Annotated in this window: 23 protein-coding genes; all 23 read right to left on the bottom strand. The window is 66.2% G+C overall.

The genetic code is table 11. The features are described from left to right. Positions 1 to 14 precede the first annotated feature (14 nt). The 23 genes from GIW79_RS11655 to GIW79_RS11545 all read right to left on the bottom strand — a co-directional run bounded on the left by GIW79_RS11655 (position 15) and on the right by GIW79_RS11545 (position 19661). On the bottom strand, positions 15 to 371 hold the full coding sequence (locus tag GIW79_RS11655) for a hypothetical protein (protein ID WP_017516006.1): 357 nt from the start codon (positions 369 to 371) through the stop codon (positions 15 to 17). After that, positions 368 to 1744, bottom strand: a complete 1377-nt coding sequence (locus GIW79_RS11650; RefSeq protein WP_425301414.1) for an integrating conjugative element protein — start codon at positions 1742 to 1744, stop codon at positions 368 to 370. The genes GIW79_RS11655 and GIW79_RS11650 overlap by 4 nt, the downstream gene beginning before the upstream one ends. A gap of 27 nt (positions 1745 to 1771) precedes the next feature. Beyond that, on the bottom strand, positions 1772 to 2719 hold the full coding sequence (locus GIW79_RS11645) for a TIGR03756 family integrating conjugative element protein (protein WP_023103897.1): 948 nt from the start codon (positions 2717 to 2719) through the stop codon (positions 1772 to 1774). Then, on the bottom strand, positions 2716 to 3162 hold the full coding sequence (locus GIW79_RS11640; protein ID WP_017514119.1) for a TIGR03757 family integrating conjugative element protein: 447 nt from the start codon (positions 3160 to 3162) through the stop codon (positions 2716 to 2718). The genes GIW79_RS11645 and GIW79_RS11640 overlap by 4 nt, the downstream gene beginning before the upstream one ends. Before the next feature lie 161 nt (positions 3163 to 3323). Beyond that, the gene (gene radC / locus GIW79_RS11635; RefSeq protein WP_023103898.1) at positions 3324 to 3818 is read right to left on the bottom strand and encodes a RadC family protein; all 495 of its coding nucleotides are present in this window, start codon (positions 3816 to 3818) and stop codon (positions 3324 to 3326) included. A 178-nt stretch (positions 3819 to 3996) separates the two neighbouring features. Continuing rightward, positions 3997 to 4761, bottom strand: a complete 765-nt coding sequence (locus GIW79_RS11630; protein ID WP_028690954.1) for a DsbA family protein — start codon at positions 4759 to 4761, stop codon at positions 3997 to 3999. A 13-nt stretch (positions 4762 to 4774) separates the two neighbouring features. Then, entirely contained in the window at positions 4775 to 7642 is a 2868-nt protein-coding gene (locus GIW79_RS11625) for a conjugative transfer ATPase (RefSeq protein WP_023103900.1), read from the bottom strand. Further along, a complete protein-coding gene (locus tag GIW79_RS11620) occupies positions 7642 to 8082 on the bottom strand; it encodes a TIGR03751 family conjugal transfer lipoprotein (RefSeq protein WP_023103901.1) in 441 nt (146 codons plus the stop codon). The genes GIW79_RS11625 and GIW79_RS11620 overlap by 1 nt, the downstream gene beginning before the upstream one ends. Beyond that, positions 8063 to 9493 (bottom strand): TIGR03752 family integrating conjugative element protein, encoded by a 1431-nt coding sequence (locus tag GIW79_RS11615; RefSeq protein WP_017515583.1) that lies wholly within the window; start codon positions 9491 to 9493, stop codon positions 8063 to 8065. Before GIW79_RS11615 ends, GIW79_RS11620 begins: the two co-directional genes overlap by 20 nt. Continuing rightward, positions 9483 to 10409, bottom strand: coding sequence for a TIGR03749 family integrating conjugative element protein (locus GIW79_RS11610; protein ID WP_023103903.1), 927 nt, complete (start codon positions 10407 to 10409; stop codon positions 9483 to 9485). The genes GIW79_RS11615 and GIW79_RS11610 overlap by 11 nt, the downstream gene beginning before the upstream one ends. Then, positions 10406 to 11095 carry a PFL_4703 family integrating conjugative element protein gene (locus GIW79_RS11605; protein WP_023835765.1) on the bottom strand — a complete coding sequence of 230 codons (690 nt, stop codon included), beginning with the start codon at positions 11093 to 11095 and terminating at the stop codon, positions 10406 to 10408. The genes GIW79_RS11610 and GIW79_RS11605 overlap by 4 nt, the downstream gene beginning before the upstream one ends. Then, complete coding sequence (locus GIW79_RS11600) at positions 11092 to 11490, bottom strand: TIGR03750 family conjugal transfer protein (protein WP_023103905.1); 399 nt, start codon at positions 11488 to 11490, stop codon at positions 11092 to 11094. Before GIW79_RS11600 ends, GIW79_RS11605 begins: the two co-directional genes overlap by 4 nt. Positions 11491 to 11502: 12 nt before the next feature. Beyond that, positions 11503 to 11862, bottom strand: a complete 360-nt coding sequence (locus GIW79_RS11595; protein ID WP_023103906.1) for a TIGR03745 family integrating conjugative element membrane protein — start codon at positions 11860 to 11862, stop codon at positions 11503 to 11505. A 16-nt stretch (positions 11863 to 11878) separates the two neighbouring features. Further along, the gene (locus GIW79_RS11590; RefSeq protein WP_009459672.1) at positions 11879 to 12112 is read right to left on the bottom strand and encodes a TIGR03758 family integrating conjugative element protein; all 234 of its coding nucleotides are present in this window, start codon (positions 12110 to 12112) and stop codon (positions 11879 to 11881) included. After that, on the bottom strand, positions 12109 to 12492 hold the full coding sequence (locus GIW79_RS11585; RefSeq protein ID WP_023465080.1) for an integrative conjugative element protein, RAQPRD family: 384 nt from the start codon (positions 12490 to 12492) through the stop codon (positions 12109 to 12111). Before GIW79_RS11585 ends, GIW79_RS11590 begins: the two co-directional genes overlap by 4 nt. Positions 12493 to 12590: 98 nt before the next feature. Beyond that, on the bottom strand, positions 12591 to 13340 hold the full coding sequence (locus GIW79_RS11580) for a TIGR03747 family integrating conjugative element membrane protein (RefSeq protein ID WP_023103908.1): 750 nt from the start codon (positions 13338 to 13340) through the stop codon (positions 12591 to 12593). Next, positions 13337 to 15526, bottom strand: a complete 2190-nt coding sequence (gene traD, locus GIW79_RS11575; RefSeq protein ID WP_023103909.1) for a type IV conjugative transfer system coupling protein TraD — start codon at positions 15524 to 15526, stop codon at positions 13337 to 13339. The genes GIW79_RS11580 and traD overlap by 4 nt, the downstream gene beginning before the upstream one ends. Before the next feature lie 4 nt (positions 15527 to 15530). After that, a complete protein-coding gene (locus tag GIW79_RS11570; RefSeq protein ID WP_017515759.1) occupies positions 15531 to 16070 on the bottom strand; it encodes an integrating conjugative element protein in 540 nt (179 codons plus the stop codon). Next, the gene (locus GIW79_RS11565) at positions 16067 to 16672 is read right to left on the bottom strand and encodes a transglycosylase SLT domain-containing protein (protein ID WP_028690955.1); all 606 of its coding nucleotides are present in this window, start codon (positions 16670 to 16672) and stop codon (positions 16067 to 16069) included. Before GIW79_RS11565 ends, GIW79_RS11570 begins: the two co-directional genes overlap by 4 nt. Continuing rightward, a complete protein-coding gene (locus GIW79_RS11560) occupies positions 16654 to 17379 on the bottom strand; it encodes a TIGR03759 family integrating conjugative element protein (RefSeq protein ID WP_023103911.1) in 726 nt (241 codons plus the stop codon). The genes GIW79_RS11565 and GIW79_RS11560 overlap by 19 nt, the downstream gene beginning before the upstream one ends. Positions 17380 to 17393: 14 nt before the next feature. Next, positions 17394 to 18035, bottom strand: a complete 642-nt coding sequence (locus tag GIW79_RS11555) for a hypothetical protein (RefSeq protein WP_023103912.1) — start codon at positions 18033 to 18035, stop codon at positions 17394 to 17396. Continuing rightward, complete coding sequence (gene pilL2, locus GIW79_RS11550; RefSeq protein ID WP_028690956.1) at positions 18032 to 18631, bottom strand: PFGI-1 class ICE element type IV pilus protein PilL2; 600 nt, start codon at positions 18629 to 18631, stop codon at positions 18032 to 18034. Before pilL2 ends, GIW79_RS11555 begins: the two co-directional genes overlap by 4 nt. A 160-nt stretch (positions 18632 to 18791) precedes the next feature. Further along, positions 18792 to 19661, bottom strand: a complete 870-nt coding sequence (locus GIW79_RS11545) for a hypothetical protein (RefSeq protein WP_028690957.1) — start codon at positions 19659 to 19661, stop codon at positions 18792 to 18794. Between the last annotated feature and the right edge of the window lie 84 nt (positions 19662 to 19745).

The following is a 19745-nucleotide window of genomic DNA, read 5'->3' as shown; positions in this document are numbered from 1 at the left end:
GCTCGGACCTCCCCTCAGCCCTGCATCAACAGGCTGGCTTCAAGCGCCACGATGGCAACGACGCCGGCGATCTCGCTGCGTACCAGGCGGCGCCGCGCTTGCGCGTCGTCCTCACGCGCAAGCAGCCGGCGACGCATCCAGACCCAGCCGTAGGCCGTCGCGCCATACAGGCACAGCCGCCAGACCAGGAAGTAGCCCGCTGCTGCCGCCAGCCAACGCTCCCAGCCCGCGACACTTCCGACGAGGTAGATGCCAACGATGTTGGCACCCACGGCGACGGCCGCGAGTACCATCGTCCACAGCAGCGCCTTCGCTGCGCGCCGGTTGAACAGCCAGCGCGGGCGCAGCCAGGCCGCACGCATCAGGCTCATGGCCGGCCTCCCGGATTGCCCTTCTGCAACTGATCGAGGCGGTCAGGCACCGGATCGCCTTCGTAGATGCCACGCGAGCCCGCCGCGCGCGTGCCGTGGCGCTGGATGATCGCCATGGGCGAGTTGTTCGCCAGCTCCCGGCGCAGCTCCAGCTCGGTCTTGAGGTTGCGAATCTCGCGATCGAGCGTGTCGCTCTCGTGGTTCACCGCCTCCACGGCGAGCTGGTTGGCCGCCACGTTGGGCTCCTTCTTGCCGGTCAGCAGCGTGCGTTGCAGCAGTAGCGCCTTCTCCAGCACCGACGCCAGCGCAACCTCGGACGCCAGGCGCTGCGACAGCAGGTGCTGGTCCGGTTCGTCGCGCAGTGCCTCGACCACGCCGCGCGTGATGGGCAGCGACGCGCTGCCGGCCTCCCGCAGGTTTTCGGGCGTCGTGTTCTTCGCCTTGGAGACCAGGTCCTGGAGCGCCTGCAGCTTGGCGTCGTACTCCTCCTGGATCAGGGGCGTCAGCCCGACGCCGGGCACCGTCTCCGTCTTGGTGCAGGCGTCGCAGGTGCGCTGCTCCTTCTCGCCGAGCACCCGTGTTGCCCACTCGATGGCCGCCTGCGGCGTGGTCCAGGTTTGGCACGACAGGCTCGTGCAACTGGCCGGAGCGATTGCCGACGTGTCGGTCACCCCGCGGCCATTGACCAGGTTGTAGCCCGCGCGGGTGACGTCACCGACCACCTTGATCGCGGGCTGACCGGAGCCGCCGGCATTGCTTCCCCCGACCCAGGGCACGCCATCGTTGCCACGGCGCGTCTCGGCCTGCTCGATGGCCGAGACGGCATCCGTGCTCGAAACAGCGTCACGCAGCGCCAACCCCTCTGCCATCTGGCTCCAGCCGAGTTGGCCGCCAGCCGTTTCGGCCATCTTTTCGGCCATGGCGCGGCACGTCAGCTTCGAGCGGTCGAAATCCAGCCGCGCTTGCAGAACGCCGTTGGTGAGCAGGTTGTAGAGGCCTGGATCTGCACGCTGGATGATCAACGCCGGCAGGGACGCCACAGCACTCGTAGCACTCTGGATCACCGAGGACATGATCTGCTGAAAGCCATTGGTGACACCGTTGAGTTGATTCTTCAACGTGGTCTGGATGCTCATGTCGCCGCAGATCAGATTGCTGTTCCAGCCGACACCCACGCCGAGCGAGCGCATGCCGGCTGCGCGGCCCATCGAAACGGCGCTGCCGCCGCCGATGGAGTACATGACGTCATCGCCGATGACGTTGCCGCTGGTCTGGTAGCCCAGTTGGCCCCAGGCCACGCCGCTTGCCAGAACCAACGCGCCGGTAAGCGCCAAACAGATCCTCTTGCCACGAGCCGGTGGGGAGAACTGCATAGAGTCGGAACGCTTCATCGCGGCACCTCAAAGGAAATCAACGCTGCCAAGGAACACCTGTCCACGGCGTTCGCAGCAGGCATACGGCCGCCACAGCGCCCAGGCGTAGTCGCCTTGCTGGGCCTGAGTCAGGAAGCCGGTGCGTGGGAAAACCGTGCAGGACGAGGACAGGACGGGCGTGAGTTCCTGCCACTTGCCAGTCGAGGCATCACCCTCCATCAGCGCGCTGGCGGGCCAGTAGCCATCGCGGGCATTGGCAAGCAGCGGCTGGTACACGTGCAACTGCCCGCGGCGCGTGACGACATCGCCCGCACGCTGGGCCACCACGGCTCCCGATTTGTGGTCGTCGGTCTGGTGCAGGAAGCCGCCGCGGGGATACACGTTGCCCCAAAGGTTCATCGTGGTGCGTGCGCCGACCTCGCGCATGCCGGGAATCAATGCCTCCGGGTAGGCCATCTCGGGCACGTTGTAGCGCCAGGCAAGCGTGTCCAAGGTGCTGAGCAGATACGGCATGAATGCCGTTCCCGCGCCCTCGCAGAAGTAGCCCGAGGACGAAACAAACTGGTTGAACACCTCGACGCCGGGATGGCCGATCACGTCGGCGTTCTTGAATTTCGCGAGATTGTTTTCGTGATCCTCGTTCGTCGTTCCATCGCCGCCCGCTTGGGCGGACGGGTTGGCCGTACTCATCGCCCGGACTTCGACCCACGGGTTCTCGCCCGTGTTGCTGTAGCTGGAGACGACCGCATCGGGGATGTAGTGGCGCACCTTGACAGAGGTGCGCACCGTGCAGCCTCCCCAGGTGCAGTAGAGCCAGTAGCAGATACCCACCACCCGGTACTCCAAGCAATCGGGCGAGGCCACCGAGGCAACGATGGCGGTGGTGTTCAAGGCGTAGCTACCCGTGGCGCTGAGCAGCAGCAAGGAAGCCACGCCAGCCCGCATGCGGCGCATAAGGTCGAATGGCCTCGTCATGGCTGGGTCCTCCGACGCTGCTCGATGCGCGCGACAGCGCGGGCCACATCCGGCTCGCCATAGACCACGTAGCGCTGATCCACCACGACAGCCGGGATGCTGGTGATGCCCAGGCTCCATGCGTCGGTGACGCCCTGGTATGCGGAAGCGATGCGGCGCTGTAGGTCGGCGCCGCCTTGGTTCAGCCGACGCTTGACGGTGGCCGCCGCCTGTTCGGGGGCGGCGGGCAGTTCCGCAGAAAGCTCCGCTTCAATCCGGCGGGCTTCGTCCAGCTCGATCAGCCGCTCGCCGCCCATGGTCTTGACCGGGTGGTGGCTGTCGGTGACGACCAGTACGTCGGCTGCGAAGGTGACGGGGCTGAACACGGCCAGGGACGCCGGCAGCGCCACGACGAGACCAAGGGTTCGCCAGCCCGACGCGAACGTGGAAAAGGATGCCGGCATGTCGCGTGCCCCGAAAGTTGATCAGGGCCATAGTCAAACGCGAACCCGATGCCACCCCAACAAACAATGCGCATCGCGGGCTGCCCGCATACCTGCTTGTCCCGGGCCATAAAAAAACGGAGGCCGAAGCCTCCGCGAGGATCAATGAAGCAATGCGACCGTTACAGCAGGCCTGACTCCGCAAAGGAGAACGGGGAACCTTGGCCTACGATGATGTGATCCAGTACCCGTACATCGATGAGCGCCAGCGCGGCCTGCAGTTGCTGGGTCAGCACACGATCCGCGCTCGACGGCTCGGAGATGCCCGAGGGGTGCTGGTGCGCGAAGATCACCGCGGCGGCGTTCAACTCCAGCACACGCTGTACGACGACACGTGGATAAACAGAAGTCGAGTTGATCGTGCCCCTGAACAATGGCTCGTAGGCCAGCACCTGGTGCATGCTATCCAGGAACACAGCGGCGAATATCTCGTTGGGTTCAGCGACCAGTTTCACGCGCAGATAGTCCCGCACGGCGGCCGGCTGGCTGAGGCATGGTCCAGCTTTGAAGATCCGTTTTTCCAGCAGCACGATGGCCTGCTGGATGATCCAGTCTTCGTGCTGGGCAGCTACGGCGGAAAGCGACTCCACACAGGAGTCATTGATGGCGAAAGACATGGCGAACCTCCAGACGGTGAGATCGGAGGGCGCGCGCCCCCGAGGGCAAGCCCTCCTGGGGATGAGAATGAAAAGATGCATCCATCACCGCGATTGCGGTGACCGTTCGCGGCCAGGATGCAAGGCGAACGAGTCGCGGTCAGCGCAGAGGACTGCGCCGTAGCCTTGAAGACCGGGGCTACCTGGGCATGTCGCCGACGACGTCGGCAGGCATTTCGGATGTGGGTGTGCTGGTCGGACCCTCAGCCGCCAGCATGTCCATGGCTGACAGCAAGGCATCGCCCTCGATCGGCCCCTGCAGCAGGATGGCCTGGCCCGTTTGGCGATCGAGCAGGCGCAGCGACGGCGTGGCGGTTACGCCGCTCTTGGTGGCTTCCGCAGCCTGGGCGCGGATAGCCGCACTGGGCCTTTCGCTTGCCATGCACTGCTCGCTGGCTGGCGTCGATTCGGGGTACCGCAAGCCATCGGGCAAGCCCTGGCCGCCGCTGCGCGTGTGGGCATAGACCCATTCGATCGCCTGCCAGAACGCGACATGCCCACCTGCTTCGGCAGCGCATTCCACTAGGCGTGCCTCGGCTGACGCGGCCGGCTCGTGCTCGGCCAGCGGCTGGTGGTGCCATTGCAGCGCCACGTCGGTGTTGTTGCCGATCCACCGCTTGAGCTGCGGGAAATACTCCCGGCAGAACGGGCACTCCAGGTCGGCATAGAGCGTCAGCGTGAAACGGCCTTTGGGGTTGCCCATTAGCCAGGGCGGCCCGGCCACCGGTGCCATGCTGACCGGCGTGGGCGGCTGCGGCGGGGATTCGCCGGGCGACCTTGACACAAGCCAGATCAGCAGCAGCGCGACCAGCACAGCAGCCAATGCCCAGGGCCAGCGGGGCCGCCCGTTGCGGCGGCGGAACGCCTGGACCTGCATCGGAATGGAAGGACGTTTCTGTTCCATGGCGTTCTCCGTCTTACGACAGTTCCAAGGCCGGCGACTCGATGCCGCGCGCCTGGTCGATCTTCTCGGCCACCTTGAAGGCCGCTTCCAGTTCGGTGCAGCCGTAGTGCTGCATGAGCTGGTAGCGCTCGGCCTTCTCTTCGGGTTCGGTCTGCGCCAACGCCAAGTACAGGCTGGGCGGCACGGCGCGGAACAGCACTTCCATGCTCTTGGAAAGGATGACGCCCTCGGTGAACTTGCCCGCTTCTTTGCGCGCCGAGAGCATCAGCGCTTTCTGCGCGGGCGAGAGTTCGCGGAAGCGTGCAATCTTCTCGACCTCATCGGGCGGCATCGACAGGCAGATCCACCACTCAATCATGTTGAGCATGGGCTCCGCGGCACGCGGCAGATCGTCGATATTTTGTGTAGCCAGCCAGAACCAGGCCCCTAGCTTGCGCCACATTTTTGTAATTTTTACAACGTAGGGCGCAAGCAGCGGGTTCTTCGTGATGATGTGGCCTTCGTCGGTCACATTGATGATCGGACGGCCCAGGTACTGGTCGCGCTCGGCGATGTTGTTCACCGTGCTGATCAGGCTGATGTAGGCGATGGAGAGCTGCGCGTTGTAGCCCTCCCGGGCATAGGTCGCGAGATCCACCAGCGTGATGTCGGCCTCGGGCCACGGCGTGCCATCGCGATCGAACATCTCGCCGTCCGTGCCTTGGCAGAACATGTCCATCGCGTCCGCCATCTCCAGCAGCCGCACGCGCCGCATCTCGGGCAGCGTCGGGTCCTGGCCGCGCGTGCGCAGCGCGTTGCGCACGTCGCGCGTGAGCACCGTGCGTTTCTCGGCCACGCAGTGCTCGGCGGCATCGAGGATGCACTGGCGGATCAGCGAGCGATCGGCCCGCGTCATCCGGGCTTCTTCCTTGTCCTCGCCGCCTGTGATCATCAGCCGTGCCGTGATCTCCAGTTCACCCAGCACGTCGCGCTGCTCGTCCTCCTCCATGACCGAGGAATCGGCTGGCAATTCTTCATCCAGTGCATCGGCATCAAGCGTCTGCACGTTGCTGGGCGTTTCGATCAGCCGGCGAGCGTCGGCGAACGGCGCCAGGCTGATGCCCGAGCCAGGAGCCAGCTTGACCCGGTTCACGGTCAGACCCAGGCGCTTTGCGAAGTCGCTGAACAAGCCAAAGCTGTTGCCGGCTTCCACGATGAACAGCCGCGGCCGGTAGATGGCCGTGACCTGGTTCAAGAGGTTGTTGAGCGTTGCGCTCTTGCCCGAGCCGGTGGGGCCGAACAGGAACAGATGGGCGTTCATCTGCCTGTCCAAGCGGTTCAGTGGATCAAACGTGATCGGCCCGCCGCCGCGGTTGAAGAACGTGTTGCCCGGATGACCCGTACCCTGGCTGCGACCCCACGCCGGCGAGAGATTCGCCACATGCTGGGCGAACATCAGTTGGGTGAACCAGTTCCGTCGATCTTGCGCAGGGTTGTAGCAGCACGGTAGCCAGCGCAGGTAGCTGTTGAGCGGCGCGACTTCATCGTCCTCGCGCACAGGCTGCAACCCCGCGTTGAGCATCACGTTGGCGAGGTCCAGACCGCGCCTGTCAAGTTCGGCTTCATCGCGTCCGCGCAGATAGAAGGCCAGCGTGCCGCGGTAGAGCTTGTGCGCGCTGCCGATGAGCGAGCGTGCCTCCTGCACATCCTTGAGCGTTTGTTCCGATGCCAGTGTTTCGCCGACAGCCTTCTTCGCCAGGTGATTCAGGTGCGATTCGAGGATGTCCTGGGGCGTCGCCACCATGGTCAGACACATCGTGGTGTCTTCGGGCATCTGATCGAAAAGCGTGTTGATAGCGTCCCCCTTGCGGGTTTCGCCGGTCAGGTGCCCCGTACCGGGCGGCATGCGTAGCCGGTCGGTGACCAGTACGCGATGCGGCATACCGTCAAAGTACCAGGTGCCGTGCTCGGCATCGGAGCGAGGCTGACCGAAGAACAGCCGTTGACTGAAGTCCCGACCACTCGCCAGCTCAATCTCACCTTCCTCCACCTCGTCGGGATAGCGGGCCAGCGCATAGAAGCGCTCTCGCTCCTCAGCGCCGGGCCCGAGCATCGTGGGGCGTGGGTTGAACCAACGCAGCAGCCAGTCGTGAACATCGGCCGCGACCATGCGCCGGGCCTGGATGCCGGCGTTCGCCAAGCCGCCGCAGAGGCGATCGCAGACGATGTTCAGCATTTGCTCGGGTGTCTGGCCGCGGCGGTTCGCCTGCCCGGCGGCCCGGCGATAGACCACCATGCGCACGCGCCGCGTCTGGCCGCGCCAGCGCAACCGCGTGACCACCGTATCCTCGAACAGTCCGCCGGGCTTGGCCACCGCGCGCAGGTGGTGGCCAAAGAAGCGGAGGTAGAACTCGGTGAAGGCCGTGCTGCGGGCGCGCGGCTGCACGTAGTCGCGTAGCGTCTGCATGTACTGGTCGAAGCTGGGCTCGTCCTGTGCATAGAGCTGGAGCACCCACGGGTTCTCATCCAGCTCATCGAACGAGTCCTGGAGCGCGTTTTCGAGCGCATCGCGGGCATGAGCGAGCCAGCCCGGTTCCCGACCTTCGGTGCCTAGCGGGACCAGTTCGTAGAAGGCCGCGACCGATTGCCCGTCCTCCAGCAGCATGGACTTCGACGGCGGCAGGAACTCCACCCACGGCAGCAGCTCCGCGAATGACTGCGCAACGTCGTACATCGCCTGCTCGTCCGCCACGGTCGCCGGCCTGCGGCCCTGGACCGTCGCTCCGGGTTCGGCAATGCCGGCCTGGCGCAACGCCTCGACGTGGCGCTGCCAGCCGTCCGGCTGCTCGTCATTGCCACCATCGGATGCAGCCAGCTTCGGCCAGGGGAGTTTCCAGCGCATCAGTAGTCCTCCACGCGCTCGCCCGGCATGGCGTACTGCACACGCTGGTACAGGGGAAAGACCGTCGTGTAGCCCGGAACCGGCACGGGATCGGTGCCCGCCAGGTGCGGGTACACATACATGACAAGATCGGGGTTCGGCAGGCGGTGGAACTGGCGATAGACCTCGTTGCGCGCCGTGCGCGTGTAGCGCATCTGCTCGGTGGGCGCGGCCTCCACGTCGGCCTCGGTCAGCGTCCGGCGCAGGCTCTGGCGTGCATCGAGCAATTGCCTGCGCGCCACCTGGCCGGCGCCACCACCCCCGTCACCGGCGTTCTGCTGCCAGATGTCCATCATCGTGCTGTCGCCGTGGGGGAGCAGCTTTTCCTTGCTGGTGGCACAGCCGCCGAGCACCGCGACGGCGAGGGCCAGCGCCAGGGCCTTATTCAAGTTCGAGAGCATGGCTTTCTCCTGCGCGGTGATCGACCTTGCGGCCTTCGGGATCGAAGTCGATGGCGAGCGGCTTTTCGAGGTGGACGGCGACCTTCGCGCCGGGCTGGACATAGACAGCGGCGAACGCCTGGCCGTACAGCTTGTTCACCCAGTCGGCCATGTCGCGCACGCCACCGGCCAGGATGCGGCCCACGGCTTCATTGCCCGAGATACCGACGCTGCCGATGGAGCCGTCGGCGCCGACGTAGGACATCTGGCCGCTGTCGCTGTCGATCAGCGAGGCGACGCCGGCACCGGCGGCGGTAATCAGGGCTTGCGAGCCAAGGTACTGCTGGGCGTTGCTGCGCCGCTCCCCGCTGACGCAGGGAATGCCGTATGGGTCGCTGATCCAGCCCAGGCCTCCACTTTGAGAGTTCTGCTGCTGGTTGTTTTGCTGGTTGCCGTCGCGGTCTTCGGGGATGGTGCGGATCGTGCCGTCGTGGAAGACGAAGGTGATGCTGCGTACCTGGCCGCGCACGCACGAGAGCGTCCAGTCGCCCGATGCGGTGCCGCTGAACACGGCACCGGCCACGTCGGGAATGTCGATGCCATTGGCGGTCAGGTTGTCCGATCCGACCAACACCTTGAAGGGGTACGGATCGTTGACGGTTCCGTCGATCGGCACGCGGCCGATCAGCGCCGTCATCGCCACCGACCCCATCAGCGTCGAATTGGTCGGTACGGTATAGACCGCCTTGGCGCTCTTCACGCCTGCGGCGCGTGCGCCCGCGTTCGCCACGGTTTCCGCCGTGGTTTCCAACGTGCTCTGCGCGGGGCCGAAGCTCGTCGGGAAGCTCATGCCGCTACCCGTGCCACGACTGCTGTTGCGCCCCTCGGCTTTCCTCGCATCGTCGGGTTCGACCCAGCGCACGCCGCCTTCCATGCCGGCCTCGTCGCCGTCACGCAGCCCCAGACCCACCGGCAGGTCGGCATGGCCGCCGCCACGTCCGCCGATACTGTCCAGGCGCCGTTGCAGGTCGGCCAGCAGCCCTTCGGTCTGCTGACGCGCGCTGGCTGCCTGCTCTTGGTCGCGACGCAGGTTGGTGCGCTCGGAGTCGAGGGCCGAATTGATGCGCTGGTCAATGGAGTTCTCGCGCTGGCGCAGTCGCTGGTTTTCTTCGCGCTGGGATTTGTTGTCCGAGAGCGCGGTCTGAAGCTCGGTGCGCAACTGCTTCACTTGGGCAACGAGCGTCGCCACGGTGTCGCGCGGGGTATCGCCCTCGATGCCCAGCGCCTTCATTTCCGCTGGCGTGAGCTTGGCGCCGGCATCCGCGGTCGGTGGTGCCGAAGTGCTGCCTCCCGAGAACAGCCGGATGGCGACGAACAGCACCAGCACGGCAACCGGGATCATCAGCCACTTCAGGAGTCCATTACTGCGCATGGCGGACCTCCTTGCGGTCGGTGCCATCCTGGGAACCGGCTTCCGGTTGCGGGAGATGCACGGCCGGGTCGAAGCGGTTGACCGCTGGTAGCAGCGATTGCGCAAGGCCACGCCCGCGCGTCACCAGGTACAGAACGGTCGTGTCCTCGGGCGTCCCGCGCGGGCCAAGCGCCTCGTGTTGGAAGGTGGCGGTGAGGAAATCGCCTTGCAGCACGCGCGGGTCCAGGGTGATCCAGCCGCTGCTGCTGTTGGTCAGGCGCACGGCGGTCACCCACTGGTCTTCCAGACGCCATGACGCGAGCGCGACCGCGCGCACGGGCAGCGTCGGCATCAGCGTGCCGAGGTCGAGGTCACGGCGCAGGTTCACCCGCATGACGCTCGGCAGCGGCTCCACGGTGCGTAGCGGCGCGTAGAGGTTCTGTGCGGCAAAGCGCGTCAGGACAACCGACACCGGGGTCTCGCGTCGCGCCGCTCGCGCGCCGGCCTGGTCCTGGGCGCGCGCCGGAGCTTCGTTGTCATCGCCGGGCTGATCGCCATAGCGCGCCGGGGTGCTGTTGCCCTCGACGATGCGCACTGGTTCCAGCTCGGCTTCGCCGTCCTTGGCTGGCTCCGCCGCAATGTCCAGCAGGATCAGCGCGCCCGTGTCGGCGTCCTGCAATTGCAGCCGCGTGGGCTCGATCGGCTCGCTGGCGCGCAGGTACACCGCGCCGCCCGCGCTCTGCACCCGTAGGCGCTCGCCGACGCCCGCAGGTACGCCCACGCGGACGTTGCGGTCGATGAACACGATGCGCTCGTGGCCGACCTTCAGCGGCACCGCCAACGGCATACGTTCCCAGCGCAGGATCTCCACTGCCTGGACAGCAGGAGCGGCGGCCACGGCCAACAGCCCCAGCAGCGTGAGTACAGGATGCTTCATGGGGTTTCTCCTTGGGGCGCTTGCGGAGACAGGCCGCCAGACGCCGGGCGCGTTGGCTCCGGCGTGCTGATGCGCTGGGGCGCGCCCTCATAGCAGTCGAGCGCCAGGCCGAACGGGTTGCGGGCAGGATCGACGTCCACCCGCGTGACCTTCACTGGATAGCGCACCAGAGCGCGCTTGACTTGCTCGGCGCCGTAGTACTCGTCGGCGGTGATGTCCAGCGTCACCACCCAGTCGCGGTCGGAGACCACGCGCACGCGCGCCGTAGGGTCGTCGCCGTAGCCGCGGCCGGGGATTTCATAAATCCCGCGCACGCGCTGGCGCAGCTCGCCCGTGCTGCGGCGGTAGTCGTAGTCCGCGCGAAGGAAGGCCTGGCAGGACGGGGTGAGATACGGCGAGAGCGTGTGGAGGTTGCGCGCGTAGTCCTCTTCGCCATTCGTCGGCCAGCGGTTGAGCGTCTGGAACACGTAGAACGTGAACGCATAGACCGATTCGGGCGGCACTTCCCACCACTTCCTGGTACTGCCGGAGCGCAGGTCAGGCGGAACGTGGATGGTCAGATCGCGCGGAGCGCTCCACCAGCCGCCGCCCATGACCAGGGCGACGATGACCAGGGCGCCAGCCCCCAGGCGAAGCGTCTTGATGTGCGCCTGCAGGTGGGTGATCTCGTTCTTGAAGCGGCTCATCGCGCGCTCCTTCGGGTGGTCCAGAAGCCGGAACGCGAGATCAGCACATGGCCGCCCACCCAACCCGCCATCAGTGGATGACGTGTCGCAATGCGCCATTGCAGTTGCCGATACAGCCAGGTGTCGGGACGCCCGCGTTTGAGGCGGCGAAGAATGCCGCCGCCGATGAACACGCCCAAGGCCACGCCCAGGACGACGAACGTGGGAGCTAGCGCGATCGTGCGGAACACCCACGACAGCGGCGCGCCGACCAGCAGGCCGGCGGCGCCGGACAAGCCGCAGCAGATCCACAGCTCGTCGGCGGTGAGGCCGCGCACGACAACGGGGTGGCGGTTGAGCCGGTGCGGAAGGAACGTCACGGTCCCGTCCGCACGGACGTGCTGCTGCTCAGACATACCGGCCTCGCCTTACAGGATGCCGGTGGCTTCGGTGAGCAGCCAGATGCCGATCACGAGCAGGACGGCGCCGATGGCGACCGTGAGGCCGAACTGGCCCCACGTCTTGCGGCCTGTGTGGATTTCCGCGTAGGTCCCGTAAGCGTGGTAGCACACGCCGATGAACATCGACGCCACCACCAGCAGGGCTACGAGCATGATGATGTCGTAGCCGTAGTTGCGGATCGTTTCCATGATGCCGTTGCCCGTGCCGCGGGTCGGGTTCTCCAATTGCGGCAGACCCTGCGCGAACGACAGCACGGGCAGCGCAGCGGCGCCCAGGGCCACGGCGGCGCGCTGGGCAAGACGGGAATTGAGGATGCGGTTTTGCATGGTCATGCCTTTCAGGTCAGGAGAGGAGGAAGAAAGTCAGGACGAGGTACATCGCGACGAATCGGATGCAGACGCCGAGGAACTGGCGCTGGTTGAGGCGGCTCTCGGACCACCCCACGTAGGCCGTTCGCATGGCCCAGACGCCCCAGACGAGCAGGACCGCGAACACGACGCCGACCAGGACGGTCGCCATCGCTGAAGGTGCGATGCCGCTGTTGGCTTGAAATGCCGAGACCTGGGCGCCGTTCATGGCTTGCCCTCCGCGGTCGTCGGCGGTGATGGCGGGACGACCCGCTCCGTGCGGTAGTCGCCGGCCAATTCGGACGGGTCGCGCGGCTGGGCGCGCGACGGTGTGAGATGGGCCTGGATGCCGGCGCGCACGCGCGCCAGGTCAGCCAGCAGCCTCGGGTAGTCGAAGTGGTAGCGCTCGCCCGGCTGGATGGGGGCATGCGCGGCGCTGTCGGCGACCGTGCGCTCCAGCGCGTCGAGTTGGCGCAGCGCTGCGACCAGCTCCTGACGCTGCGCTGGGGACTCGGCCAAGGCCATCGAGGACTGGCCCAACACAAGGGCCGTCACGAGAAAAGTGGGCACGCCGCGATGCGCGGCGCGCAGCCAGATCGGAGCCAACATCGCGCCATTCCTGTGTGATCAGCAATGGCTAGATCGTGGAGATCAGGGCTGTTTCAGGCCGCAAACAATAGGAACCTGCGGATGACCGGATTGATCGGCTAGAGGTACTTCTTGAAGCTGCCCGCAGTCAGGCTCACGGCCAGTCCCAGCAAGGCGGCGCTCGGCAACAGGATCAGCAATGGATGCACCGAGATCGGCAGTGCCAGGTACGTGATCCACGGCAGCACGGCCAGGGGCATAAGGCTGGCTTTCGCGCGGTGGTAGATGAACCCGGATTCGCGGCCCGCGCCGAACCTGCGCACGTCACGTCGCACCAGACCGTCAATCAGACCGACGAAAGCAGCCGTGAAGATCAGTGGCAGCGTGAGCACCAGGACCAGCAGGCGCACTAGGAAGGTCAGCGTCGTGAAGGCCGCGGCGATCAGGTAGCTCTCGGCCCAGACATAGGCTTGGCTGATGTAGTAGCGGAAGTTGCGCGCCTGCTCGTGGCTGGGCGCGCGGACGCGCTCGGCGGTCTGGCTCATGCGCGCCAGCAGCCCGGAGCGAACAAACACCCATTCGTAGCCTGTATCCACCAACTCGTGCGCCGTGCGCCCCGGCTCCTGCACGACCACGCTGCGCGTGAAGTGGTTGGACAGATGCCCAAGCTCGTACTGCAACATCTGCTGGGAATGGCGCCAGCCCTGGTCCTTCCAGAACAGGTGCATGCCGACGCACTCCACCACGATCGAGAACAGCAGCGAGCCGATCAGCACTCCAAGCAAGCGAAACGGCAAGGTGATGGTGCCGACGATCAGGCCCTGGCGCTGATTCTGCTCCCGCTGCGCGGTCGAGGCGGCGTCCTTCACGGCGCGGCCTCGTCGCCACTGTGGTCGGTGTCGGTGGCCACCGCAGCAGGCTCGGCTGGAGCAGCATCATCCAGCAGGTCATCGGGCAAGGCCGCATCCTGCAAGGCCGGGGAACTGGTGAACTCCCACCACTGCGTAGCCTCGCTGTAGCTCTGGCGCATGTACCCTGCCAGTTGTTGCAGGTCCGTCGGCATCACTTCATCCGGGTCTGGTAGCGGCAGCGGCATGCGAACCTTCCAAAGCTGGCCGCCCTGCAGCAGCGCGAAGCATTGGCCTTTTGGCAGGCCGACTACGTGCGATGGCTCGATCATCGGCACGCTGGACATGCTGATGCGGTCCTGGGTGTTCGACGTGAAATCCGTCGCGCCGCGGATGTCCGAACTGTCGGTTGCCCCGGAGACGATGGTAGTGGTATAGACCTCGACCTTCGGCAACTGCCGCGTCAGCAGTTCGGCAGTGGCAGTCTCGCGCACGCGCAGCATGAACAGGTTGTTGAAGTTGCCGATCACCTGGCCAGCTTTCGCGCGATTGCCGATGCGGGCCTCGATGTCCGAGAGGGTCTGCGTGTACGCGGTGACTTGCAGCCCGGCGCCGCCGCCTTTGTTGATAAGCGGCACGAATTCGTCACCCATGAGTTCATTGAATTCATCCGCATGGACGTTGATCGGTACGCGCGCGCCAGCCGAGGCGTCTGGCAGGCCATCGTCGATTCCGTGCTTGTAGATATGGCCCGCGACCGAAACCAGGTCGGAGAACATGGAGTTGCCGACCGCTGCGGCAACCTCGGCGTCGGACAGCGCGTCCAGTCCCACATAGACGATGGCGCGCTTCCTGATGACTTGCATCCAATCGAAGATCGGGCGCGGGTCGGCCAGGTCGGAATAGTTCGGTGCCAGGAGCTGCGCGATCTTGCCGCTGGTTAGCTTTTCCAACAACGGCAGCAATGACGCGACGATCTTGTCGAAGTAGGTCTTGTCGTACCGAACTGCCGAGCGCAGTCCGTCGAGCACCGGGTCGTAGTTGCGCGCCTGGGAGAGATACTGCTCCAGCGCAACCACGCGCTTCTCTCGCCCGATCATGTTGCGCGGGATGTTCTTCTCGTTGAGCTTGGCCTCGATCTGGACGATCACCTCCCAGGCCTTGGGCTCGGTCTTGGCGAAGTAGTGCTGGGCGTACTCGATAAACAGCGCGTCGATGTTGATGACGTGCCGCTGGATCAGCATGTAGTCCGGGCGCTGTCCCAGTTCCACCAGGGCACGAGCAATGATGTTGACGAAGCGCCACGCGAACTCCCTGAAGGCCGCGCTATTGCCTTCACCGGAGAGTTGCCCTGCGATACGGGTGGCGACTTCCGAGATGCGACCGAATCGGCCCACCGCGTTGTAGCGGGCGCTGATCTCCGGCCAGCCCAAGTGGAAGATGTAAAACTCGCCTTCACGGCCGGCGCGCTTGGCCTCGACATACATGCGCTTCAAGAGGTCCGCATCCCCTTTGGGGTCGATGACGATCACGACTTCGTGCTCGCCGGCAGCGCTCTTGCGGCGGATGTCCTGGGTCACGAACAACTCGGCCAGTCGCGTCTTGCCCACGCGCGTGGTGCCCAGCACCAGCGAGTGCCCGACACGCTCGCCGAGCGGAAGGCTGACGTCCACCTCGTCCGGTTCGATGCCGTGCAGGCGTGGCAGGCCGCCCACAGGCGGCAGCGGACGCACCGGGTTGAAAGGAGCATCCCAGCCCGTGAGCGCGGACAGCCGGGATAGCGGGAACGGCGCGAACTCCAGCCGCTCCTCCAGTCGCCGTGCCAGCCGGTAGGCAGGCGTCGGCTCGACGTATCGGCGGAACTCCGGCCGGTACGTCTGCATCAGCCTATGGGTGTGTTTTTGTTCCCACAGGAACCCGCGCCCGATGAAAAGCCGCTGCTGGCTGACGGGCACGTCCTTGCTCGTCATCACGTAGCGCGACAGGCGGCGGATGTTGCGTCGGTAGCGCAGGATCACGCGGGCATCGCGATAGCGGATCGCGCCGTAAGCGCCGAAAGCCAGCGCGCTGCCGACGCCCATCGACGGGCTCAGCGCGAGCGACCATGGGGCCACCAGGCACAGAAACGCGGCGCCTGCACACGCCGCGACGGTGTATAGCTCCACCGCTGGGCGTAGCAGAACCTCGACCGGCTGTTTCCCCGACATGGCTTCATTGCTCGATGCCGGTGGCCGTGATCAGCGCCGGGTAGTGCCGCAGCCCCAGGCGATCGGCCAGGTCGTCTCCGGCTACGGGCGCGAGCGGCACGCCCGGCACCAGGGCACGCAACCGTGCCAGGCCCTGCGCGGTCTCGACATTGACCACGAGGCCGACCGCGCCGCGTTCGCGCAAAGCGACGCCGCGGCGCTGCAGCCAGGCCCGGGAGGCGTCGTCGTCGCCGATGACCACGAACGGCCGCAGGCCGGGCGCTTCGATCACGCGCCGCGCGACGGTGCCGGGCGTGAGCTTGGCGCTACGCACCGGCAGCATCGCTGCCTCGTCCGCGGGTGTGGCGGGAACCTGTGGCGTCGGAATGGGCGGCCGGCCCGGGACATCGGCGCGCGCCTGGAGGTTGAGGGCCTCGTAGTACGGCAGCGCCGACGTGCCACCGCGATCTTCGACCACGATCAGCGGATCGCCGGCACGCGATGCCAGCGGCAGACCTGCCAGCAGCACAAGCAGGCCCCGCAGGGCCAGATGGGATTTTGTCATGGGGAAGTCTCCTGGCGCGCGGCGAGCACCGCGGCGTTTGGATGTGCGCCCTGCACACGCGCGAGATGGCGCGACACGCTGCGCCGGTAGCGGGCGGCGGGCTCGCCGCCCGCAGGACGGTGGTAGCGGCCGATCGCGAGCAGCCAGTCTTCGCCGGACGTGTGCTGCTCGTTCAGGATTTCAGCGGCGATGGCGAGGTTTCGATACGGGTCCAGCAGGTCGCACGCGCTGGTGAAGCGATGCTTGTGGTAGCCGAGGTTGATCTGGACCAGGCCTGCATCGATGCGCGTGTGGGGCGTGGTACGCATTGCCTGTTGCAAGCCCGAGCAGGCGTCGGCGCGCGTGGCGAAGCGGCGCGACTGGCCGGCGACATTGAGGGACCACGGCCACGGCACGATGCGCCCGTTGCGTCGAACGCCGCTCTCCTGCAAGGCCACGGCGTAGAGCACGGTCGAGGGGATGCCCGCCTGCTGGGCGGCGAGCTGGTAGGCAGGTGGCGGAATCTCCTGGGCATGGACGGCGCAGGCGCACAGGCCGGTAGCGAGCACCAGTGCGCACAAGAGCTGCGAGAAGGAGGTGGCCGCTACGGCTGGCGCTGCCATTGGCCGTTCACCTCGCGCACAGCCGCGGGCAAGTCACCGGGCAGGCCCAGCGACAGCCAGCGGCCGCCGTCGTGGTTGAGGGTAATGCTGCCGCTGCGCACGCGCGCCGGGTCGATCTGCGCGCGCTTGGCCCAGTCGCGGATGCGTGCGTCGTCCTGGCGGCTGCCCACCATATACAGGTCGAACTCGGCACCCGAGGATTGCAGCCGCTGCACGAGCTGCCCACAGGCCGCGCAGCCGTCCTTGACGAACACCGCCATGCGACCGCTGCCGCGCGCGGTGCCGGTGCCCGGCCCGTCGTCGGGCAGGTTCACGCGCTGCATGCCGGGGTTCAGGCGCTGCCAGGCTTCGTCGTAGGCACGTTGGTAGGCGAGCAGCTTCTCGACGCGGCGAGCCTCGACTTGCACCTGCAGCTCTGCATAGCGCCGCCGTTCTTCGTCGGTGCGTGCCTCGATGCCTAGGGCAGACAGCGGGTCCAGGTTTGGCGAGTAGATGCCCAGCGGCCCATCCATCAGCTCGCGGTAACGCGCCCATTCCTGGGGTTGGAGCCCCCAGTTGCTTGCTACTCGGTCGTCCAGGACGCGGGCGGCCAGCGGGCGCTCCTGGCTCTGCGCATTGCGGGCTGGAGCTGTGGCTGGCTGTTGCGCCCACGCGGGCCACTGGACTGAAGCCAGTAGGAGTGCGGAAAGGATGATCGACGGCTTCATGTCGTGTGCTCCGATCAGGGAATCGCCACGCGACGGATCTGTTCGCCGGCTTGGAACACCGCAGCGCTGCCATCGATTGCCTGCAAGCGCCATGGACCGACCGCATCACCGGGCAACAGCACCTGAAGCTGGTCGGGCGTGAAGTCCCCGCTGCTCGGCGCGACGGACACACTGAGCTGGCCGGCGCGCAGTTCGGCGCCGACGATGCGGAACGGCAGTGGCGGCGGTTCAGGCTTGGCGGCGGGCTTGCTCGATGTGCGCGGCTGGGCGGGTGTTGCTGCACGCGCGGCGGTCTGACGCGTCTTGATCTGCTCGATCTCCGCGCGCAGCGCCTGAAGGTCGTCGGCTGCTGCGTAGCTGCTCAATGTCTTCTCAACTTGGGAAGCGCGTGCTTCCAGGATTTGGCGGGTGTCTTTGAGGTCCGCCGCCGTTGCGACCTGCGGACGCTGCTGGATGGTTCCGATGGTCTCGGCCAAGGCCACCGCCTGCGCTTCGAGGCGTTGCAAACGGGAGTCGAGCCGTTCCTCGTCGGCCTGGTCGCTCATCGCCTGGTAGCCGAGGGCCACGATGACGCTGAGACCGAGCAGCCAGAGCCAGAGCAGGCTTTGCGCCACCACGGCGGCAGCCGGGCGCCGCGAGGATTGGGGAGTGTTCATGGCTGGCCGCCTGGAATGGAGGGCATCAGTGGGAAGGTCTGCACCGCATCGGCGGCGGCCGGTTCAGGCATGGATTCGACGGCCATGCTGTCGCCGGGCCGCTCGAAGCAAATTTGTCGTGCGCGGTCATCCGCGTGCAGTTCCCAGGCCGGACCAGCTAGGGTGATCAGCGCGTCGCGCAAGGTCATGGGACCGAGATGCAGGTGCGCCGCCGGCAGCGGCAGCGCATACAACTCGATCACGGCATGTGCCGTTTGACACAGGCTGTAGCCGCTGCGCTTGAGCACGTGCCGCAGCCCATCGCCGACCGTGACGCGGGCATCCGCCGGCATCGAAACATCGATGGTCTGCAACAGCAGGTCGCGCTGCGCCGCCGTGGGGGCCAGCTCGACCAACGTGTAGCGCCCATAGCGCACAACGGGGATGTACTCGGGCGCTTCGGGTTCGGGCGCGGTCGAGACTTCCTCGAAGGCATCGGGTGCGTGCGGCGCAGTCGTTGTCGCGCAGCCGCCAGCCAGTACCGACCAAAGCAGGCCGAGAAATCCCGTCAGCAGGCGGCGTTCGGGATGGTGAAACCAGGGTGGAGAGGGGCACATAGCTCGGCGTCCTGAAACATCGAGCCCTCACCATCGCCGCTGGGGTCGTGCGCGGCAGCAAACAATGCGAATCACGCCCCGTCCGATTTTCCGACAGCCTCCCTCCAAAGAAAAAGGCCCCCGAAGGGGCCAATGAGAGCGCAGGTCGGACCCTGCCGAATCAACCCCGAGCCAGCTTCAGGCCAGGATCGACCTGTGCCAGTTGGGCATGCGCCCAGCAGCGCACGAGTTGGCCGTTCTCGCCGAGCGGCCGGTCCGCCATCGCCACCGAGTACTCGTCGGTATCGCTGGTGTCGTAGCAGACGACTTTGATCTCGCCGGTGTCGCAGCGGATGGAGTGGATCTGGCCGTCGGTCATATCGACCACGACGACCTGCGGGACAAGACCCAGTTCGCGGGCGGCCGACAGGATGGGGCCATATTCGGCAGCGTCGAAGCAGACGAACGGCCCTTCGTACCGGGCTTCTTCGGCCAGATCCTTGGCTTTGTGGTAGTGGGCACCCTGGTCGTATTCCTCCTGGGTGGTTCTGACCTTGAAGACCGGCATGTTGGGGGTGCCGGAAGCATCGACGCAGGCGACAGCGACTTGCATCTCGATCTCGCCGCCTTCAGCAGGCTCGGTCGGAGGGATGACAGCCTGACTCTCGGGTTCTTCGTCGGCCATACCCATGCGCTCGCGCATCTCGTCGGCGAATGCCTCGGGAGCCATCAGGCCGTAGCGCGCCAGGCGCACGGGGATGTCTTCAGCGTTCAGATTGCCGTCTTCGATGCGCTGCCGCATGAAGGAGGCGATCTCGGTTACCAGGGTGTCACTCTCAGCTTCCGAGGGCTGCTCGGACACATCGATCGACCACTTATCCACTTCCGCGGCGGTCTCGCCGGTCAGCAGACCCTCATCGATGGCGTATTCGCACATGCTGCGCAGCCGTGCCAGCATTTCCGATTCGGCCTCGCCGTTGAGCAGGTAAGTCACGTCCAGCGTGAGGCGAGCACTGACGACTTTGGTCGTTGCTTGGGTATTGGTGTTCATGGAAATCTCCTTGGGATCGAAAAAGCGCAGCCACGCCCACGGAGACCGTGGACGTGGCTGCAAGGTGGGAACAGCGGAAAGCCG

It is taken from the genome of Pseudomonas sp. PA-7-1E (genome assembly GCF_021605325.1).
GTDB lineage: Bacteria > Pseudomonadota > Gammaproteobacteria > Pseudomonadales > Pseudomonadaceae > Aquipseudomonas > Aquipseudomonas fluorescens_BV.
The sequence above is the reverse complement of the archived record's forward strand: the minus strand, read 5'-3'. Positions and strand labels throughout refer to the sequence as shown.

Bases quoted from the DNA above. Each gene is read 5' to 3' on its own strand.
- GIW79_RS11655 (WP_017516006.1), bottom strand. From the start codon at position 371: ATGAGCCTGATGCGTGCGGCCTGGCTGCGCCCGCGCTGGCTGTTCAAC.
- GIW79_RS11650 (WP_425301414.1), bottom strand. From the start codon at position 1,744: ATGCAGTTCTCCCCACCGGCTCGTGGCAAGAGGATCTGTTTGGCGCTT.
- GIW79_RS11645 (WP_023103897.1), bottom strand. From the start codon at position 2,719: ATGACGAGGCCATTCGACCTTATGCGCCGCATGCGGGCTGGCGTGGCT.
- GIW79_RS11640 (WP_017514119.1), bottom strand. From the start codon at position 3,162: ATGCCGGCATCCTTTTCCACGTTCGCGTCGGGCTGGCGAACCCTTGGT.
- radC (WP_023103898.1), bottom strand. From the start codon at position 3,818: ATGTCTTTCGCCATCAATGACTCCTGTGTGGAGTCGCTTTCCGCCGTA.
- GIW79_RS11630 (WP_028690954.1), bottom strand. From the start codon at position 4,761: ATGGAACAGAAACGTCCTTCCATTCCGATGCAGGTCCAGGCGTTCCGC.
- GIW79_RS11625 (WP_023103900.1), bottom strand. From the start codon at position 7,642: ATGCGCTGGAAACTCCCCTGGCCGAAGCTGGCTGCATCCGATGGTGGC.
- GIW79_RS11620 (WP_023103901.1), bottom strand. From the start codon at position 8,082: ATGCTCTCGAACTTGAATAAGGCCCTGGCGCTGGCCCTCGCCGTCGCG.
- GIW79_RS11615 (WP_017515583.1), bottom strand. From the start codon at position 9,493: ATGCGCAGTAATGGACTCCTGAAGTGGCTGATGATCCCGGTTGCCGTG.
- GIW79_RS11610 (WP_023103903.1), bottom strand. From the start codon at position 10,409: ATGAAGCATCCTGTACTCACGCTGCTGGGGCTGTTGGCCGTGGCCGCC.
- GIW79_RS11605 (WP_023835765.1), bottom strand. From the start codon at position 11,095: ATGAGCCGCTTCAAGAACGAGATCACCCACCTGCAGGCGCACATCAAG.
- GIW79_RS11600 (WP_023103905.1), bottom strand. From the start codon at position 11,490: ATGTCTGAGCAGCAGCACGTCCGTGCGGACGGGACCGTGACGTTCCTT.
- GIW79_RS11595 (WP_023103906.1), bottom strand. From the start codon at position 11,862: ATGCAAAACCGCATCCTCAATTCCCGTCTTGCCCAGCGCGCCGCCGTG.
- GIW79_RS11590 (WP_009459672.1), bottom strand. From the start codon at position 12,112: ATGAACGGCGCCCAGGTCTCGGCATTTCAAGCCAACAGCGGCATCGCA.
- GIW79_RS11585 (WP_023465080.1), bottom strand. From the start codon at position 12,492: ATGTTGGCTCCGATCTGGCTGCGCGCCGCGCATCGCGGCGTGCCCACT.
- traD (WP_023103909.1), bottom strand. From the start codon at position 15,526: ATGTCGGGGAAACAGCCGGTCGAGGTTCTGCTACGCCCAGCGGTGGAG.
- GIW79_RS11570 (WP_017515759.1), bottom strand. From the start codon at position 16,070: ATGACAAAATCCCATCTGGCCCTGCGGGGCCTGCTTGTGCTGCTGGCA.
- GIW79_RS11565 (WP_028690955.1), bottom strand. From the start codon at position 16,672: ATGGCAGCGCCAGCCGTAGCGGCCACCTCCTTCTCGCAGCTCTTGTGC.
- GIW79_RS11560 (WP_023103911.1), bottom strand. From the start codon at position 17,379: ATGAAGCCGTCGATCATCCTTTCCGCACTCCTACTGGCTTCAGTCCAG.
- GIW79_RS11555 (WP_023103912.1), bottom strand. From the start codon at position 18,035: ATGAACACTCCCCAATCCTCGCGGCGCCCGGCTGCCGCCGTGGTGGCG.
- pilL2 (WP_028690956.1), bottom strand. From the start codon at position 18,631: ATGTGCCCCTCTCCACCCTGGTTTCACCATCCCGAACGCCGCCTGCTG.
- GIW79_RS11545 (WP_028690957.1), bottom strand. From the start codon at position 19,661: ATGAACACCAATACCCAAGCAACGACCAAAGTCGTCAGTGCTCGCCTC.